The organism is Aerococcus christensenii (genome assembly GCF_001543105.1).
In the GTDB taxonomy this organism is placed as follows: Bacteria; Bacillota; Bacilli; order Lactobacillales; family Aerococcaceae; genus Aerococcus; species Aerococcus christensenii.
The window spans coordinates 1,350,281-1,366,808 of sequence record NZ_CP014159.1; the positions used below are offsets into that span (position 1 = coordinate 1,350,281).

Consider the following 16,528-nt stretch of genomic DNA (forward strand, 5'->3'; position numbering starts at 1 on the left):
ATGAGTTTAGAAGTCAAAAATTTGTGCAAATCTTTCAAAGATAATCAGATCATTGATCATTTTTCTTGCCAGATTGATTCAGGCGAAATTGTCATACTTTTAGGGCCTTCCGGAACAGGGAAGACGACTTTTATGCGGCTGATTAATAATTTGGATAAGACAGATCGTGGGAGTATTCGGATTGGAGACTATCTTCTCTGTGAAGATAATGGCCAAGAAGCCGTTTATACCTCAACAAAAGAGCAAAGGGCTTATCAAAATGCGATTGGTATGGTCTTTCAAAACTATGAACTCTTTCCTAATTTAACCGTGATGGAGAATCTTTTAGAAGCTCCTCTAGCTCAGAAATTAGGGCAGAGAGAAAGTCTCCAAAAACAAGCAGAGGAACTCTTAGAAACTGTCGGCTTATTGGATAAGGCTCAGGTGTATCCTGCAAATTTATCAGGGGGTCAAAAGCAAAGGATTGCGATTGCAAGAGCCATGATGCTCAGCCCACAGATTATCTGCTTTGACGAACCTACCTCAGCTTTGGACCGGGAGTCTGCGGATCAAGTGGGCTATCTCATTGAAAAACTCGCTAAAGAGGGGATGGGAATCTTGGTAGTTACCCACGATATTGCCTTTGGGGAGAAGTATGGAACACGTATTGTCTCTTCGACTCAGTTTAAATAAGAAGTTTGATCAGATGTGAAAAATGAGGAGTTGTAGAATATCTCTTTATTTTTTGAAGGAGATCGGTGTCATTCGTAAGAGGGACACCGATTTTATTTACTTAATAAAAGGGAAAAATAAAAAAGCTTCTGCGACAGTGAGTCTCAGAAGCTTGGACCAATAGACATTTCTATTGTAAATGAGATATAAGTAGAACCATTAATTAAAAGTTTGACCAGAGTCAACCACGATGTTTTGACCGCTGATGCCCTTAGAAGCTGGACTAGCAAGGAAACAAACAAGTTCAGCGAGGTCTCTAGGGGTGGTGACTCTCTTGAGAGCGGTTGTTTGAGCGATTAAATCAAAAACTTCAGGGGTGGTTACTGCTGAAGCATCCGTTGTCTTCAACAATCCACCAGAAACGACATTACATGCGATCCCATCTTTGCCAAGTTCGGCTGCAGCATTTCTCATAAAGCCCACGAGAGCAGCTTTCCCTGTGGTATATTCATGATAAGGAACGACAGGACTTTGGAAGAGGTTAGTCCCAATCGCAATAAATCGTGCATTATCAGATGCTTTTAAATTAGCGAGGTTAGTTTGTAAGAGGTTAAGAGCCCCTTTAACAGAACCTTCAAATTGGGATAAATAATTTTTCCAACCAATATGAGCGAGGTCAAGTTGGGCGGTTGGATCAAATTTAAAGTTAATCAGTGCATTATGGATAATAATATCCACTTGACCAAATTTGGCAACGGCAGCCTTATTCAGTGCGGCCATTTGCTCTTCGTCTCTAACATCTGCTTGAACGGCAAGAACCTTATCTTCTCCAAATTCATCGACTAAGGTCTGAGCGCCAGAGGGTGTCTGATAGTAATCGGCCACCACGCAATAGCCATTCTCTAGCAAAACATGGGCGATTTCATGTCCTAATCCTCTACTTGCGCCAGTTACAATAGCAACTAAATTTCCCATAATGTATCTCCTTCATGTAAAATTTTAATAATGAATAGATGGGAAAATTTCGTAGAGATAGGCGAAAAAATCAGACTTTAATTGCTTCCTACGCTTGTCTTAACAAACAGGTTCAAAGGGTCAGGTTTTAACCTTCTCAACCGAGGGGTCCCCCTGCAATTCATCATCAAACTTATTATATATTATTTTGCGCGTATTGACTAAGTAAATGTAGAAAAAAATTCAAATTTTTTATAATACTTTTTGAATGCTAATTTTATAAAGATCTTTTTTTACTAGATTTTATAAGCTTTTGTGGACCTTATTTCTCTAAGGAATGCTTAAATATTTTTATAGGTTCGAATTTTTTTGAAAAAATAAGGAAACTGTTTCATTTTAGGGAGATTTTTCTATTGACAAATTGCCAATCCTTCTGTAAAGTAAAGGCAATTGAAGCGAGACTTCAAATTTTAATTCTGTCCAGAGAGACTGAAAAGTTTGATGAATATCAGAAAATAGTTAGACGAAGGATAACTATACTTTTTAGTAACGAGCACCTGGACAAAACCAGGTGCTTTTTTGTGGCCAGACTCAAAGGAAATAGGGGACATCTAAGTGAAGAGACCCCAAGAGGAGGCAAATATGGAACATTTACTAACGGTTGAAACTTTAACGAACGAGGACGTTATGGCCTTGTTAAACCGAGCGTTTGAATTGAAGAAAGGTGTGAAAGTTAAGCAGCAAGACGATATTTATGCGGTGAACTTGTTTTACGAAAATTCTACACGTACACGCACGAGCTTCGAAAAAGCGGAATATGCTTTAGGCTATCAAGTCTTACCATTTGAAGTGGCGACTTCTTCTGTGCAAAAGGGAGAAAGCCTCTATGATACCGTCATCACGATGGAGGCCATCGGAGCGAAAGTAGCTGTGATCAGACATTCAGAAAATGCTTACTATCAACCGCTCCTAGCCCAACTTCAGGAGAAGGGGCATTCCATTCGTTTGGTCAATGGAGGGGACGGTTCTGGTCAACATCCTACCCAATGCTTACTTGACTTGATGACTATCTATGAAGAATTTGGACATTTTGAAGGACTAAAAGTAGCGATCATCGGTGATATTCGAAATTCACGGGTTGCCCGCTCCAACGCCCATCTCCTTACCCAGCTAGGAGCAAGTGTCTTCTTCTCAGGGCCAGATTACTGGTTCGATGAGAGTCTCTTAATTTACGGTCCTTATAAACCTGAAGAAGAATTGTTGAAGGATATGGATGTTGTCATGTTACTGAGAGTACAGCATGAACGCCACATTGAAGGAGAAGATCAAGCTTTATTTACCAAGGAAGCTTATCATGAAGCCTACGGAATTAATCAAAAACGTTATGCAGAAATGAAGAAAACAGCGATTATTATGCATCCAGGTCCCATTAATCGCGGGGTGGAATTAGCCAGTGAATTAGTAGAAGCCCCTAAATCCCGCTTTTACCGTCAAATTCAAAACGGCGTATATGTCAGAATGGCTGTCTTAGAAGCGGTATGCGGAGGTAAATAGATGAAGACTTTGATAAAAAATGGAAATCTCTTTTTAGGGGGGCATTTGGCTCAGATGGACCTCTTAATCCAAGACCAGAAGATTCAATCGATCGGCTATGACCTTTGTTCGGAAGAAGCGTGCGACCAAGTGATTGAAGCAGAAGGCCTATTAGTGACGCCGGGCTTAATTGATGTCCATGTTCATTACAGAGAGCCTGGGCAGACAGACAAAGAAACGGTGAAAACCGGAAGTCGGGCTGCCGCACGTGGTGGCTATACAACGGTTTGCACCATGGCGAATACCACCCCTGTTCCGAATACGGTTCCCCTCCTTGAAGCGATGATTAAGCGCAACAAAGAAGAAGGCTGTATTAAGATTCATCAGTACGCGCCCATCACTGAAGATTTGAAATCGGATCGATTGATTGATGGACAAGCCATGAAGGCAGCTGGCGCTTTTGCCTTATCAAATGATGGCTTTGGTGTTCAAAGTGCAGGGACCATGTATGAAGCTATGCTTGAAGCGAAGAAAGCAGATCTTCCTATCTGTGTTCACTTAGAAGATCGCTCCCTCTTTAAAGAAGGGGTGATCAATGAAGGAAAGATCGCAGAAGAACTCGGCTTACCAGGTATTCATCGACTAGCCGAGGTGGCTCAGTTAGCGCGAGACTTGGAGATGGTGAGAGAAACGGGTGTCCGTTACCATGTTTGTCACGTGTCGACTAAGGCCAGTCTTGATCTTATTCGCAAGGCGAAGGTAGAGGGATTAGCTGTGACGTGTGAAGCGGCGCCTCATCACTTACTCTTAAATGAGGAAGACATCACAGAAGATGATGCTTATTATAAGATGAACCCTCCATTGAGAAGCGTCGAAGATCAAGAAGCTTTGATCCAAGGCTTAATGGATGGAACTGTAGATATGATTGCGACGGATCATGCCCCTCATACGAAAGAAGAAAAATCTCAAGGCTTCAGAAAGTCACCTTTTGGAATTATCGGGATAGAAACAGCCTTTGCCTTACTTTATACCCACTTGGTTAAGGAAGGACGCTTGACTTTGACTCACTTATTGTCGTTGATGACGACAGCGCCCAGCCAGACTTTTGACCTAGGAGAGGCAGGACGATTAGAACCAGGAAAGGCTGCAGATATTACCTTATTTGATTTAGAAACCTCCCAAAAAATTTTACCCGAAGAATACCTATCGAAAGCCCAGAACAGTCCGTTTAATCGAGAAAGCGTCTACGGAATGGCTGTGATGACGATCGTCGATGGTCAAGTCGTTTATAACAAATTGTCAAAATAAAAAGCAAATGTTTCAAGATTTCTTGACAGAAAGGAAGAGTAAGATGACAACACCCGTTGATATTACTGTAAATTTACCAGGATTAGCGATGAAGAATCCCATTATGCCTGCCTCTGGGACCTTTGGTTATGGAGATTTTGCTTGGTGCCAATCCTTAGATTTGAACCGTTTAGGGGCCTTGGTGATTAAGACCACTACACTGGAAGAAAGAGAAGGCAATCCGCAACCTCAAATTTGGGTGGGCGATGATTTTAGTATTAATGCCGTCGGACTAAAAAATCCTGGGATTGATTGTGTTATTAAAGAGAAATTACCTGCACTTAAAGAAAAATATCCAGATCTTCCTATTATAGGTAGTGTAGGGGGCTCGACCATGGAGGATTATTGTCGAGTGGCTGAATTATTTAGCCAATCTGGTAGGGTAGATGCCTTAGAATTAAATATTTCCTGTCCGAATGTTCATGAAGGAGGCATGGCCTTTGGGACAGACCCTAAAGTGGCTATGGAGTTAACGCAAAAGGTGAAGGCTGTGATTGATTGCCCACTTTATGTGAAGTTAACCCCGAATGTTACAGATGTTGTTTCTGTGGCTAAAGCAGTTGAAGAAGGGGGAGCAGATGGCTTAACTTTAATCAACACCTTATTTGGGATGCACATTGATGTAGAGAAACGTCAACCAGTGATTGCAAATGTGATGGGAGGCGTTTCAGGTAAGCCGCTGAAGGCCTTAGCCGTCCGTATGGTTTATCAGGTACGTCAAGCCACCAACTTGCCAATTATTGGGGTAGGTGGTATTGAAACTGTAGATGATGTGATTGAATTATTCCTTGCAGGGGCGAATGCCGTCCAAGTAGGAACCGCTCACTTTAAGGATGCAGAGATCTGTGATCACTTAGCCCAAGCTCTTCCTCAACGTTTACAAGAGTTAGGATTTGACCGGTTAGATCATCTCGCACAAATCTTTCACTAGGTCTTAATGGGCTGCTTTTTGAAGTTCTCTTTCGACGTCATCCCCTTTCAACAGTTTATTATCATCTTTGTAAGCCGTTAGAAACTTTTTAGGAAAGAGCAGCCTGATTGAGTGACGTTATGGCTTATTTTTGATAAAGAAAATGCACACCCTTTTTTATCAATCAAATGCTAGTTTCTTCTTGGAATGAAAAAAGAAGAGACTAGCGTTTTTTAGCGTAGAGAAAGGAAAGAGGGATAATGAAGAAAATAAGAAGAGAGGTCAGTATTTCTCTCATTTTTCAAAAAAGTTTACCTTATGAGATAATAAACTCAAGTATACGAGAAAGGAGATGCTTATCTATGGATAATAAAAAATGAAAATTGGCATTTATTTGTTAGCAAGTGTAGCCCTGACGAGCTTTTTATCTAGCCAAGTGAGCGTTCAAGCTGCAGAAAAAGGATCGCAAGCAAGAGCGATAATAGCAAGAGTGATAGAAATCTTACCCACTAATTTTTAAAAAGGTTACATGGAGCAAATAAGGCTTGACTTTAAAAATTATTTTGCTAAAATAATAGTGTTGTATTTCTGTACGCACCAGAACTGCAACCGCACAAGACTGTGTTAAAGTACGGGTAGCCGTCACCTTTCTTGGCGAGTCTAAGTCTATATAAGGAGGTGCATTGCATGTACGCTGTAATTAAAACAGGTGGCAAGCAAATTAAAGTAGAAGAAGGTTCTGTGATCTTCGTTGAAAAACTTGACGCTCAAGCAGGCGACAAGGTAACTTTTGATGAAGTGGTGTTCGTTGGTGGAGAAGAAACCAAGATCGGTACACCATTAGTATCAGGCGCAACCGTTGAAGGAACAGTTGAGAAACAAGGTCGTGAAAAGAAAGTGACAACTTTCAAATATCGTCCTAAGAAAGATTCTCGTTCTAAACAAGGTCATCGTCAACCTTATACAAAAGTTGTCATCGATAGCATCAAAGCGTAATCGATGATCCAAGCGACATTTAAAGAGCAAGGAGAAGATATGGTAGCCATGACGGTTGAAGGGCATGCCATGTCAGCAGAATACGGGCAAGATTTGGTCTGTGCGGCTGTCTCCACGTTAACAATTTCTATGGTGAATAACCTAGAACGTTTGACAGGCGTGCGCCCACTGGTGGAACAAGAGCCAGAGGGGGGATATCTTTACTGTGAACTGCCTCAAGATTTGAGTGATGCGCAAAAGCAAGTGGCTCAAATTTTGATGAAGAATTGTTACCTTGCCCTCAAAGAAGATGTTGCCAAGTCAGCACCTGAATCTCTTCAGGTCATTCTCATCCATTAGGAATAGGAGGAAGCTTCATGTTGAAATTAAATTTACAATTTTTCGCCCATAAAAAAGGTGGCGGTTCTACCGCTAACGGTCGTGACTCTCAAGCAAAGCGTTTAGGCGCTAAACGTGCAGACGGCCAATTTGTTACCGGTGGATCTATTCTTTACCGTCAACGTGGTACCCATATTCATCCAGGGGTTAACGTTGGTCGCGGTGGAGATGATACACTTTACGCTTTAGTTGACGGTATCGTTAAATTTGAACGTAAAGGCCGCAATCAAAAACAAGTTTCTGTATACGCAGAAGAAGCTTAGTATGAGTCATATAAATCAATAGATACGCTTATCTCTCATTAGAGGGGTAAGCGTATTTTTTTATTTTGTCGGGGAAGAGAAGTGAGTTGACGGATGACAGTATTAAGGATATAATACAGTTGAAATTGTATTATATCCTTAATACAATGAAGGGAGGTTACTTATGGAGTTTAATAAGCGCCTGCCGATTTATAGGCAACTTGCAGAGATTTTTCGTCAGAAGATGGCCTCTGGGGAATTTCTGCCAGGCAGTGAGTTGCCAAGTCGTCGTCAGGTAGCGAGTGATTTGTGTATTAATCCGAATACAGTTCAACGGGCCTATTCGCTTTTGGAAAGTGAAGGGTTAATTGAGACCAAACAAACTAATCATAGTCAGGTGACAGAAGACGTTAAACGGTTAGACGACTTACGGCAAGATTTGGTGGCTTTGGCGATAGATGATTTCTTACAAAAAATTCGTCCTCTTCATGTGGAGGAAAAAACATTGATGAGATTATTAGAGCGATCCTTGGATAAAAAGGAGGAAAGTAGTCATGATTGAATTTCAAGATGTGGTGAAACGGTATGGAAGAAAAAAGTACTCGATGGGGTTTCTTTTTGCTTGAATAAAAATCAAGTAACCTGTCTGATTGGGGTAAATGGAACTGGAAAGACAACCCTTATGAAGTTATTGATGAAATTAACTCCTTTAGATTCTGGGAAAATTTTATTAGATGGTCGGCCGATCCGTTCCAAAGATTTTGAACGGATTATGTTTATTCCGGATACTCCGACTTTGGATGATCTCCAAACGATTCGGGAGTCCTTGAATAGCGTGGCAAGATATTACCCGAATTATAATGAAGAACGTGCGCGTAAATTACTTCGTTTCTTCCGATTAAGAGAAGATGAGCAGATTTCCAATTTATCTAAGGGAAATGTAGCCAAGGTAGGGTTACTTTTAGGCTTAGTGGTGGACTCTGATTACTTGATCATGGATGAACCTTTTTCTGGTATTGATATTTTTACGCGAGAAGAAGTGGCGAAAGTCTTCACTGAAGAATTGATTGGGGATAGAGGGGTATTGATTTCTACCCATGAAATCCAAGATATTGAAGCTTTAGTCGATATGGCTGTTTTGCTGGATAGAGGGAGGATTGTTGAGACCTTCTCTCCAGAAGAAGTTCGTGATTTAGAAGGAAAATCTATTGTAGATGTTATGCGGGAGGTGTATCTTTAATGAAAAAATTCCTATCGCTTTATGTGGATGAATTGAATCGTTCCAAAACTTATTTCTTAGGAATAGTAGCTTTTATGCTCGTAAGTGAGGGAGCGAGTTTGTTTTACAAAATTTTTCGTGATTTAAGTCTCTGGCGTGAAGGAAAGGAAGTAGTTCCCTCCAATATTATGATTTACATGGTTAGTGGTATGAATAATGCGATTCATGGGGGAATTTTTTTAGCTCTGGCAATTTTTTCATTTTTGATTTGGCAAAGAGATTGGCAAGGTAAGGGACGGATGATTTATCGCTTAATGACTTTGCCAGGGTCTCGGTTAAGTGTAGGACTTGCTAAATGGGCGACGGTCATGACCTTTATTTTTGCTTTATTAGGTATTCAATTGGCTTTGATTGCTGGGTGCAATGTCCTCTTAGCTGGGGTATTACCAAAAGAAATCTATACTTATCTTCCTTATTTTTACTATTTTTCTCAGCAAGCAGGAATTTTGAATCTTTTCCTACCTTTCAATGGCTATGATTTTTTGATGTCTTATTTATTGGGATCAAGTTTAGTCTTAGTTTTGTTTAATGCGGTTGTATTGTATTATTGTGAGCGGGTGAATGGACTTTTACGCTTAGTGGTGAAAGAGAGTTTATTCTTTATTGGAATAGTTGCTTTTATCTTTAACTATTGGAGAGGAATGTTTGTTTATTTACATCCTCTAGAGTTGGAAATTGCTTACTTGAGTGCTTTGGGATCCGTAATTTTGATAGGAATTAATCTTTTGCTATTGAATTATCAATTGAATCGGCGTTTGTATTGTTAGGAGGGATTTCTATGAATCGCTATTTATTTCCAAGTGTGTGTAGCTTAGGGATAGTTGCTCTTTTAGGATTGAATATGATCTATCCGACGATTGCTCAAGACCGTATCGTCGTTGAAAATCAACAGGGAGATTTTAAGCTTTTAGAAAATCATCCTGTACTTTTAGCACGATATGAAAAAGAGCAGAATCCTTCTCAACAGAAAAAATTTTTTCAGATTCCTTTTCACTATGTTAATGGGAAATCAACGCTATATCCTTCTTCTGTTTTTTCTCCCTATTATCGTCATGCTTTTGCTTTTGAAGAAATGAAAAGTTTCCCGATGGGCGTGCGTCCAGATTTGTCGAACTATCAAAGTTTAAAATTAGGAGGGCGGGTAGAGTTTGTTTATCGGACGTCTTATTTTAACCAGGCGACGAATAGTTTGGATTATATTCTTATTGATCAGGCCAATCAAACTTGGAAGTCTTATTCGTCAGATTTGCCAAAAAACTTTGGTCAGTTTTATGTCTATGCATATAGTCAAAAGGGTCAAGAAGTGACCCTTTATTTGGATAAATACAGTAAAGAACATACGGAGAAACAGCATTTGTTTTCAGTGAAGATTGATTTAGAAACGGGACAAGTGAAGGAGTCAGCCCCTTCTTCACTGACTACTACTGGAAATGTGAGATTGATTTCTTTGGTAACTGCTTCTAAGGCCCCTCAATGGGTGCCTGTCGCTATGTGGGATGAGAATAATAAGATAAAAGATTTAACCCTCTATCATGCAGACGATTTTCAAAAGAAAGTCAATCTTAATCTCTCAGATTTTTCAGAGAAGAAGAGAGAGGAAGCCTACCAAAATTGTTTGGTCATTGGGGAGAATATTTATACGGCTCTCCTCAAGCCAGAGGCTAGACCAAAGGATTCGTCCGAGGCATTTTGGAAATATTATCGGTATGATTTTGATCAAGAAAAATTCGTCCCTATTTTGGAAGAAGAGGGGCCTATCTATTACGGCAAAGTGGTCGCAGGGAAGTTATATACTTTTCATAAAAAATCAGAAGGAAAATTTCAATTAAAATGCTATGATTTAGAGACAGGCAAAGTTCTTGCTCAAGAAGATTATTTGCTCCCTGTAAAAGAGGGAATGGGTGTGCAAGTGAAGATGTAGGAAAGGTTAGAAATTAAGAAAAATTCAGTAAATTGATGTGACCCCAAAAAGTTAGACTTTTTAAACGTAGTAGTTTGATCGACTGCTACGTTTTTTTATGCAGCCGTAAGGCTGATCCGATATTGAACAGGACTCATACATCCTAGTCGTTCTTTGATTCGTTTTTCGTTATAGGACTTGATATATTCCTCTATGGCGGATTTTAATTCTTCATAACTGTAATAGATAACCCCATAATAAATTTCTCGTTTTAGTAAGCCAAAAAAGTTTTCCATCACTGAATTATCGTGACAGTTGCCTTTCCTGGACATACTTTGGAAAATTCGTTCTGCCTTTAAGCGATCTTTATAACTTTTTATCTGATAAGCCCAACCCTGATCTGAATGAAAAGTACGACGATAAGGACAATCTGATGTTACTTGAATGGCTTGATCTAAAGCTGTCATCACATTGATAGCAGAAGGGCTTCTATCGATACTATAACTTAAGGTTTTGCTATTAAACATATCCATAAAGGAATCTAAATACAGTTTGTGCATCGTCATACGCCCCTTTTTATCGACTTCGTAATATTTAAATTCAGTCGTGTCAGTTGTCACCTTTTGGTGAGGAATCGAGGTGCAGAAACGACGATGGATTCTATTAGGCGCTATTCGACCATATTTACCTTTATAAGAATTATATTTTCGACTTTTTCTCGTGTATGAAGTAACTTGAAGCTTTAATTTTTGCATGAGTCGTTGAATTTTTTTCTTATTGATCAGAAAGCCTTGATTTTTCAGCGCAGCGGTCATACGCCGATAGCCGTAATCTTTATTTTCTTGGCAAATTTCTATGAGTTTTGTTTCGATTTCTTGATCTGGATTTTTTCGATTGAATCTTTTCTGCCAGTACATAAAAGTGGCTTTTGGCATACCTGTATATTTGAGAAGGTCTTTCAGGTTGAATTGTCCTCGGAGGCTGTGTATGATGTTCTTCCTCTAAACGCAACCTCCTCAACTCTTTTAAAAAAGCATTCTCTAACTTGGCCCAATATCATTCATCTTCCAACTGTTTAATCCGATCTGTACTCGTATCTACTGAATCTGCCCCATTGGGACGTTTGCCTTTCTTCTCTTTCTTTTTTCTTGTTTGTTCGTCGGTTTACGACCTTTCTTATGGCATCTCAATGCATCAGGACCAGCTAATCAAAAACGAGAAACCCAAGGGATGCATTCATTATCCCCATCTGAATTGCTATGTCCTGATAGGAGAGTTCACTTGATAAATATAATTGTACAATAGCTAGCTTCGTTTCAAAAGAATAAGAATTTTGTTTTCTAAACCTCAATAAGCTTTTATCCTCATAAGCCTTGTAATTAGCGATCCATCGTCGAATTTGACTTTTACTTTTTATTCCATGTTTTTTAGCAAGAAATGCGCAGCTACCTTTACCTTCTAAGTAAGCTTGAACAACTTCTTTCTTCAATTGATAACTATACTTCTGATAACTATACTTCGACATAAAAATACCGCCCTCCAAAGGTTAGGTTTTTGGTCTAACTTTTGGGGGGCGGTACAAATGAAGGAACCAGTCCTAAGGGAGGCCCTCTTTTTGAGCTTAGACTAGACAAAAGCCTGCTGAACATGTTAGCCTAGAGAGAGTGGAATGACAGAAATCGAGGGGGACTTTTGTGGATACAAAAAAAGTAAAAGAAAATTTTGAACAGTTACGCGTGATTACTGAAAAAATCGCCCAAGCTTTGGACATGTCCTATATGGAGGCCATTCATGAAACCCTTCAGAATTACGTATGTGGTCAAGTCCAACAAATGGATGGGCAACCGGAAGATGCTGTTGTAGAAGAATTAGAAGCAGCTTATCAATCTCTTAGTGTGGAAGAATTAGCGAAAGAAGATCAACAAGCTTTGTGGCAATGGCTACTTTTAGAAGGCGTGAAGAGAGACGGTTTACATCCTAATTATCAGCCGACAGCAGATGCGGTCGCCATGATTATGGGTTACATGGCTGCGCGTTTGATGAAACATAACCAACAAAAGGCCAAGGAAGTTCTACAAGTTTTCGATCCTTGTATGGGAACGGGAAATTTAATGGAACATGTTTTAAAAACTTTACGAAGAAATGGTTACCAAGCGGTTGGTCAAGGGATAGATAATGATGACTTAATGTTAGCTATTGGAGAGACGATGGCTGCTTTAGAGAAGGAGGAGGCACTCACTCTTACTTTAGGAGACGCTATGTCGGACTTACTTGTTGCACCGAGTCAGTTGGTGGTAGGGGATCTACCGGTGGGTTATTATCCTTTAGACGAAACTGCAAAGAACTATATTAGCGGACAACCTTTCCTTGAAGAGAAGTCACACGCTTTTTCCCATTATTTGATGATCGAGCAAGGACTGAAATATATGGCGGACAGTGGTTGGGGTCTCTTCTTAGTGCCTAAGACTATGTTAAACGATCCGAATTTTCTCCGATTAATGAAGGCAATTAAAGAATATGGTTACTTGCAGGCCCTCCTTAACTTGCCAACCTCTCTCTTTGCACAAGAAAAGGCTCAAAAAAGTCTGCTACTGGTTCAACGTCACGGCGAGAAAGCCAAACAAAGTGTCAATGTGCTCATTGGAGATATCCCTGATTTCAAATCAGCGGAAAAGATGAATCAATTTATGACGAGTTTCCAACGGTGGCTAGAACAAATTTAAGGGATAAAAATTTGGCCTTTAAATAATTCAAGAGAAATAAAAAAGCGAAGACATTGTCTTCGCTTTTTTGTGTACTTCTTTCTATTAAGAAGCTTGATCAAATTGTGCGTGATACAGTTGATAGTAAAAGCCTTTTTTGGCGAGCAAGTCTTGATGATTGCCTTTTTCAATAATCTGGCCTTGATTCAAGACGAGGATAATATCTGCATCTTGGATAGTAGAAAGACGGTGGGCGATTACAAAGGCTGTTCGTCCCTCGAGAAGTTTGGTAGTGGCCTTTTGAATGAGACTTTCTGTTCTTGTATCGATAGAGGAAGTCGCTTCATCGAGGATAAGGATATCTGGCTGGCTTACTAAAGCACGAGCAATCGTAATCAATTGACGTTGCCCTTGAGAAAGGTTGGAGGCACTTTCGTTGATAAGGGTTTGGTAGCCGTCAGGAAGCTTGTGAACGAATTCGTCGACATGGGCAGTTTTGGCTGCAGCATAGACTTCTTCTGGATGAATCTCTCTGCCTTGAGCACCATAGGCAATATTATCATAGATGCTCCCGGTAAAGAGCCAAGCGTCTTGAAGAACCATGCCGATCGGATGACGAAGGGCTTCTCGACTCAGATGGCGAATATCTTGGCCATCGATTTTAATGGCACCGTCATTAACTTCATAGAAGCGCTCTAAGAGGTTAATTAAGGTAGTTTTCCCAGCACCTGTTGGTCCGACAATAGCGACCGTTTGCCCAGAATGAACATCCAAATGGAAATCTTTTAGGATAGGATGGTTTTTGTGGTAGCCGAAATAAACGTGATCAAATTCAATGCGATCAGCATGCCTAATAGGAGTGGTAATTTCAGCATCGAAATTCATTTCCTCTAAGTCCAAAAATTCAAAGACACGTTCAGCAGAAGCTAGGGTCGATTGAATTTGGTTAAAGATATTGGCCATAGAAGCAATCGGAAGGTAAAGTTGTGGGTTATATTGCAAGAGGGCTTGCACATTCCCAATAGGCATTTTGCCTTGGAGGACTTGAGCGCCTCCGGCAAAGGCAATCGCCACATAGTTTAAATTTCGAATGAAATTAACGCTCGGGAAAAGAATTCCTGATATAAATTCCGCCAGTTGAGAACTGTGGTTATAAGCCGCTGTTTGTTCTTTGAAGCGGTCAAAGTGATAGTCTTCTTGGTTAAAGGCTTTAATCTCCATTTGTCCGTTGTAGTCTTCTTCAATTAGATCAGTGAGACGTCCTTGAAGGCGTTGACGATCAGCGAACAGTCTTTGGGTGATAGGTGTTAAGCGTGAAACGACAAAAAGGGCAATGAAGACGGATAGAACCATCATGCCTCCTATTTTGTAAGAGAGGGACAGAACCATGATTGTCACACAGATAAACTGGGTGATAGATATAATCGCCTGAGAAATATTTTGTTGGAGTGTGCGTGCAATGTTTTCGACATCGTTAATAGCCCGACTCAAAATTTCACCGTTGGATAAGCTATCTAAGCGGCTGATAGGCAAGCGATTGAGCTTAATCTGCATGGCTTGGCGCAAGTCCGCAATCGTTTTGGAAACGGTCCGAGATAAGATAAAATCTTGGAAGTAACGGACAATTCCAGAAACAAGATAGAGGCTAGCACAGGTCAAGATGATTCCTTCAATCTGATCGAAATCAAAAGCACTAGCGTCTAGGCCGGCTTGGCTCGTGCCATGTTGAAGGCCGTCTGCAATGAGAGTAGTGGCTTGGCCGAGGATAGCTGGAGAAAAAGTTTCCGTTAATGTGGAACAGATAGCCAGAATGATCACCGCTAAAAAGGCCCAGCGGTAAGGTCCAAAAAATTGAATTAACCGAAGAAAAGTTTTCCGTGCGGAACGGGGAGTTTTTCTACCTAGCATTATTCAGTCACCTCCTTAGATTGTGAAGAAACAATGGAAGCATAGAGAGGAACCTCTCTTAAAAGTTCTTCATGTCTCCCAATTCCTGCAATGGCGCCGTTATCTGTTAGAACTAAAATACGGTCGGCATGCTGAATGGTAGAGACTCTCTGAGCAATAATCAGGATAATCTTTCCTTGAGTCGTTTCAGAGAGGGCTTGGCGAAGCTTCTGATCGGTTTGGGCATCAAGTGCTGAGAAGGAATCATCAAAAATCAGAATTTCTGCGTCCTTCAAGAGGGCACGAGCGATACAGAGCCGTTGTTTTTGGCCACCCGAGAAGTTTGTTCCGCCTTGTTCGACGACACTGTCTAAGCCCTTATCGAGTTTTTCAACAAAGGAGTTGGCTTGAGCGATCTCTAAGGCCCGCCAAATTTCCTCATCACTAGCTCCTGCTTTCCCAAAGGCTAAATTGGAACGAATAGTCCCAGAAAAGAGATTAGCTTTTTGAGGGACATAGGCGATATGATCCCGAAGGTTTTTGAGGTTATAGTGTTCAATCGGAAGATTATTAATTAAGATTTTGCCGTCTTTCACTTGATAAAATCTAAAAATCAAGTTAGCTAGGGTCGATTTTCCTGATCCGGTGCCACCGATAATTCCCAAGCTTTGGTTGGCAGTCAAATGAAAATCAATGTCCTTTAAGACAGGAGAAGATGCACCGTCATAAGCAAAATTAACGTGGTTAAAATCTAAGCGAGTTTCTCCATCTTTGGAAAAGAGATAACCTCTCGATTTGGGAGAATGGATTTTTTCTGGAGTGACCAATACTTCGACGATACGACCTGCAGAAACTTGAGCGCGTGGAATTAAGACAAACATTAAAGCAATAAATTGGAAAGAAACGCCCATGATTCCGGTATAGGAAACAAAGGAAATGATTGCCCCGAGGTCCAATTGCTGCATGGATACTAGGTGAGCGCCTAGCCAGTTGATAAAGACAATACTGAGGTTCAAGGTAGTCATAAGGATAGGCATAAGAAAAGCTATCCGGATATTAACAGCAATCGCTGTATCCCGGTAGTCGAGATTAGAGGCTTTGAAGCGCTCAGCTTCATATTCATTCTTATTAAAGGCGCGAATGACTCTCACGCCGGTTAAACCTTCACGATAAATCAAATTCATCTGGTCTAACTTACCTTGCATTACTCGGAAGTAGGGCGCAGAAAAATAGAGAATAACGCCTAAACTGATCACAATAATAGGAATAGTCACTAGGTAAGTCTGGCTAAGGGCGAGACTGGAATGAATAGCCATGACTAAAGCAAATAAGAGTAAGGCAGGGGCTAATAAGAACATTCTTAACACCATCATAGTAGTCAATTCAATCTGCATAATATCGGTGGAGGAACGGTTAATCAAAGAAGCTGTACCGAAGGCATCAAGATCATCTTTGGCTAATTTTTGAACTTTATGATAGAGGTGGTTTCTAAGATCCTGCCCGAGGTTTTGAGAGGCTTTAGAAGCAAACCAAATGTTAAGCATAGCAGATGAAACGATCAGTAGGGTGACGATTATCATTTTTACACTGATGAAACGAAGGGCAGATATATCTCTAGGAATGATCGCTTGATCAACGAGAGAAGCGGTAATTGTTGGAAGGATTAATTCAAAAAAGCTTTGAATGAAGGCAAAAAATACAGAAAGAAAAATAAATTTCTTGGGAATTCTTTTGAAAAGATATAACACG

General features: G+C 40.4%; 16 protein-coding genes, 1 pseudogene, 1 riboswitch and 1 other annotated feature. Of the genes and pseudogenes, 13 read left to right on the plus strand and 4 right to left on the minus strand.

The genetic code is table 11. The features are described 5' to 3' along the window. A complete protein-coding gene (locus AWM71_RS06405) occupies positions 1 to 672 on the plus strand; it encodes an amino acid ABC transporter ATP-binding protein (RefSeq protein ID WP_060777177.1) in 672 nt (223 codons plus the stop codon). Positions 673 to 870: 198 nt separating this feature from the next. Here AWM71_RS06405 and AWM71_RS06410 read toward each other — a convergent pair whose 3' ends face one another. Next, on the minus strand, positions 871 to 1,626 hold the full coding sequence (locus tag AWM71_RS06410; protein WP_060777178.1) for a 3-oxoacyl-ACP reductase: 756 nt from the start codon (positions 1,624 to 1,626) through the stop codon (positions 871 to 873). Between the two features lie 68 nt (positions 1,627 to 1,694). Then, positions 1,695 to 1,791, minus strand: a riboswitch (TPP riboswitch). A gap of 456 nt (positions 1,792 to 2,247) precedes the next feature. Here AWM71_RS06410 and AWM71_RS06420 point away from each other — a divergent pair. From AWM71_RS06420 to AWM71_RS06465, 11 genes are all read left to right on the plus strand, one after another. Further along, positions 2,248 to 3,159 (plus strand): aspartate carbamoyltransferase catalytic subunit, encoded by a 912-nt coding sequence (locus AWM71_RS06420; RefSeq protein ID WP_060777180.1) that lies wholly within the window; start codon positions 2,248 to 2,250, stop codon positions 3,157 to 3,159. Continuing rightward, positions 3,160 to 4,446, plus strand: coding sequence for a dihydroorotase (locus tag AWM71_RS06425; RefSeq protein WP_060777181.1), 1,287 nt, complete (start codon positions 3,160 to 3,162; stop codon positions 4,444 to 4,446). A 43-nt stretch (positions 4,447 to 4,489) separates the two neighbouring features. After that, positions 4,490 to 5,416: a dihydroorotate dehydrogenase gene (locus AWM71_RS06430; RefSeq protein ID WP_060777182.1), complete on the plus strand. Its 927-nt coding sequence runs from the start codon at positions 4,490 to 4,492 to the stop codon at positions 5,414 to 5,416. A 355-nt stretch (positions 5,417 to 5,771) separates the two neighbouring features. Then, positions 5,772 to 5,915, plus strand: a complete 144-nt coding sequence (locus AWM71_RS08275; RefSeq protein ID WP_156407350.1) for a hypothetical protein — start codon at positions 5,772 to 5,774, stop codon at positions 5,913 to 5,915. A gap of 77 nt (positions 5,916 to 5,992) precedes the next feature. Next, positions 5,993 to 6,067, plus strand: a sequence feature (ribosomal protein L21 leader region). A 15-nt stretch (positions 6,068 to 6,082) separates the two neighbouring features. Further along, on the plus strand, positions 6,083 to 6,391 hold the full coding sequence (gene rplU / locus AWM71_RS06435) for a 50S ribosomal protein L21 (protein ID WP_060777183.1): 309 nt from the start codon (positions 6,083 to 6,085) through the stop codon (positions 6,389 to 6,391). A gap of 3 nt (positions 6,392 to 6,394) precedes the next feature. Next, positions 6,395 to 6,730 (plus strand): ribosomal-processing cysteine protease Prp, encoded by a 336-nt coding sequence (locus AWM71_RS06440; protein WP_060777184.1) that lies wholly within the window; start codon positions 6,395 to 6,397, stop codon positions 6,728 to 6,730. A 17-nt stretch (positions 6,731 to 6,747) separates the two neighbouring features. Continuing rightward, a complete protein-coding gene (gene rpmA, locus AWM71_RS06445) occupies positions 6,748 to 7,032 on the plus strand; it encodes a 50S ribosomal protein L27 (RefSeq protein ID WP_060777185.1) in 285 nt (94 codons plus the stop codon). Positions 7,033 to 7,195: 163 nt separating this feature from the next. After that, complete coding sequence (locus AWM71_RS06450; RefSeq protein WP_060777186.1) at positions 7,196 to 7,573, plus strand: GntR family transcriptional regulator; 378 nt, start codon at positions 7,196 to 7,198, stop codon at positions 7,571 to 7,573. Positions 7,574 to 7,633: 60 nt separating this feature from the next. After that, complete coding sequence (locus AWM71_RS06455) at positions 7,634 to 8,251, plus strand: ATP-binding cassette domain-containing protein (RefSeq protein ID WP_236701114.1); 618 nt, start codon at positions 7,634 to 7,636, stop codon at positions 8,249 to 8,251. Further along, on the plus strand, positions 8,251 to 9,057 hold the full coding sequence (locus AWM71_RS06460) for a hypothetical protein (RefSeq protein ID WP_060777187.1): 807 nt from the start codon (positions 8,251 to 8,253) through the stop codon (positions 9,055 to 9,057). Before AWM71_RS06455 ends, AWM71_RS06460 begins: the two co-directional genes overlap by 1 nt. A gap of 11 nt (positions 9,058 to 9,068) precedes the next feature. After that, positions 9,069 to 10,211 (plus strand): hypothetical protein, encoded by a 1,143-nt coding sequence (locus AWM71_RS06465; protein WP_060777188.1) that lies wholly within the window; start codon positions 9,069 to 9,071, stop codon positions 10,209 to 10,211. A gap of 95 nt (positions 10,212 to 10,306) precedes the next feature. On the opposite strand, the pseudogene AWM71_RS08000 reads toward AWM71_RS06465, so the two are convergent. Continuing rightward, positions 10,307 to 11,715: pseudogene (locus tag AWM71_RS08000) on the minus strand (IS3 family transposase). Positions 11,716 to 11,884: 169 nt separating this feature from the next. Here AWM71_RS08000 and AWM71_RS06480 point away from each other — a divergent pair. After that, positions 11,885 to 12,913 carry a class I SAM-dependent methyltransferase gene (locus tag AWM71_RS06480; RefSeq protein WP_060777190.1) on the plus strand — a complete coding sequence of 343 codons (1,029 nt, stop codon included), beginning with the start codon at positions 11,885 to 11,887 and terminating at the stop codon, positions 12,911 to 12,913. 84 nt (positions 12,914 to 12,997) lie between these two features. Here AWM71_RS06480 and AWM71_RS06485 read toward each other — a convergent pair whose 3' ends face one another. Further along, positions 12,998 to 14,800, minus strand: coding sequence for an ABC transporter ATP-binding protein (locus AWM71_RS06485; RefSeq protein ID WP_060777191.1), 1,803 nt, complete (start codon positions 14,798 to 14,800; stop codon positions 12,998 to 13,000). Further along, positions 14,800 to 16,527, minus strand: coding sequence for an ABC transporter ATP-binding protein (locus AWM71_RS06490; protein WP_060777192.1), 1,728 nt, complete (start codon positions 16,525 to 16,527; stop codon positions 14,800 to 14,802). Before AWM71_RS06490 ends, AWM71_RS06485 begins: the two co-directional genes overlap by 1 nt. Position 16,528 lies beyond the last annotated feature (1 nt).

Excerpts from the sequence above, each read along its gene's own strand:
- AWM71_RS06405 (WP_060777177.1), top strand. The coding sequence starts at position 1 with ATGAGTTTAGAAGTCAAAAATTTGTGCAAATCTTTCAAAGATAATCAG.
- AWM71_RS06410 (WP_060777178.1), bottom strand. The coding sequence starts at position 1,626 with ATGGGAAATTTAGTTGCTATTGTAACTGGCGCAAGTAGAGGATTAGGA.
- AWM71_RS06420 (WP_060777180.1), top strand. The coding sequence starts at position 2,248 with ATGGAACATTTACTAACGGTTGAAACTTTAACGAACGAGGACGTTATG.
- AWM71_RS06425 (WP_060777181.1), top strand. The coding sequence starts at position 3,160 with ATGAAGACTTTGATAAAAAATGGAAATCTCTTTTTAGGGGGGCATTTG.
- AWM71_RS06430 (WP_060777182.1), top strand. The coding sequence starts at position 4,490 with ATGACAACACCCGTTGATATTACTGTAAATTTACCAGGATTAGCGATG.
- AWM71_RS08275 (WP_156407350.1), top strand. The coding sequence starts at position 5,772 with ATGAAAATTGGCATTTATTTGTTAGCAAGTGTAGCCCTGACGAGCTTT.
- rplU (WP_060777183.1), top strand. The coding sequence starts at position 6,083 with ATGTACGCTGTAATTAAAACAGGTGGCAAGCAAATTAAAGTAGAAGAA.
- AWM71_RS06440 (WP_060777184.1), top strand. The coding sequence starts at position 6,395 with ATGATCCAAGCGACATTTAAAGAGCAAGGAGAAGATATGGTAGCCATG.
- rpmA (WP_060777185.1), top strand. The coding sequence starts at position 6,748 with ATGTTGAAATTAAATTTACAATTTTTCGCCCATAAAAAAGGTGGCGGT.
- AWM71_RS06450 (WP_060777186.1), top strand. The coding sequence starts at position 7,196 with ATGGAGTTTAATAAGCGCCTGCCGATTTATAGGCAACTTGCAGAGATT.
- AWM71_RS06460 (WP_060777187.1), top strand. The coding sequence starts at position 8,251 with ATGAAAAAATTCCTATCGCTTTATGTGGATGAATTGAATCGTTCCAAA.
- AWM71_RS06465 (WP_060777188.1), top strand. The coding sequence starts at position 9,069 with ATGAATCGCTATTTATTTCCAAGTGTGTGTAGCTTAGGGATAGTTGCT.
- AWM71_RS06485 (WP_060777191.1), bottom strand. The coding sequence starts at position 14,800 with ATGCTAGGTAGAAAAACTCCCCGTTCCGCACGGAAAACTTTTCTTCGG.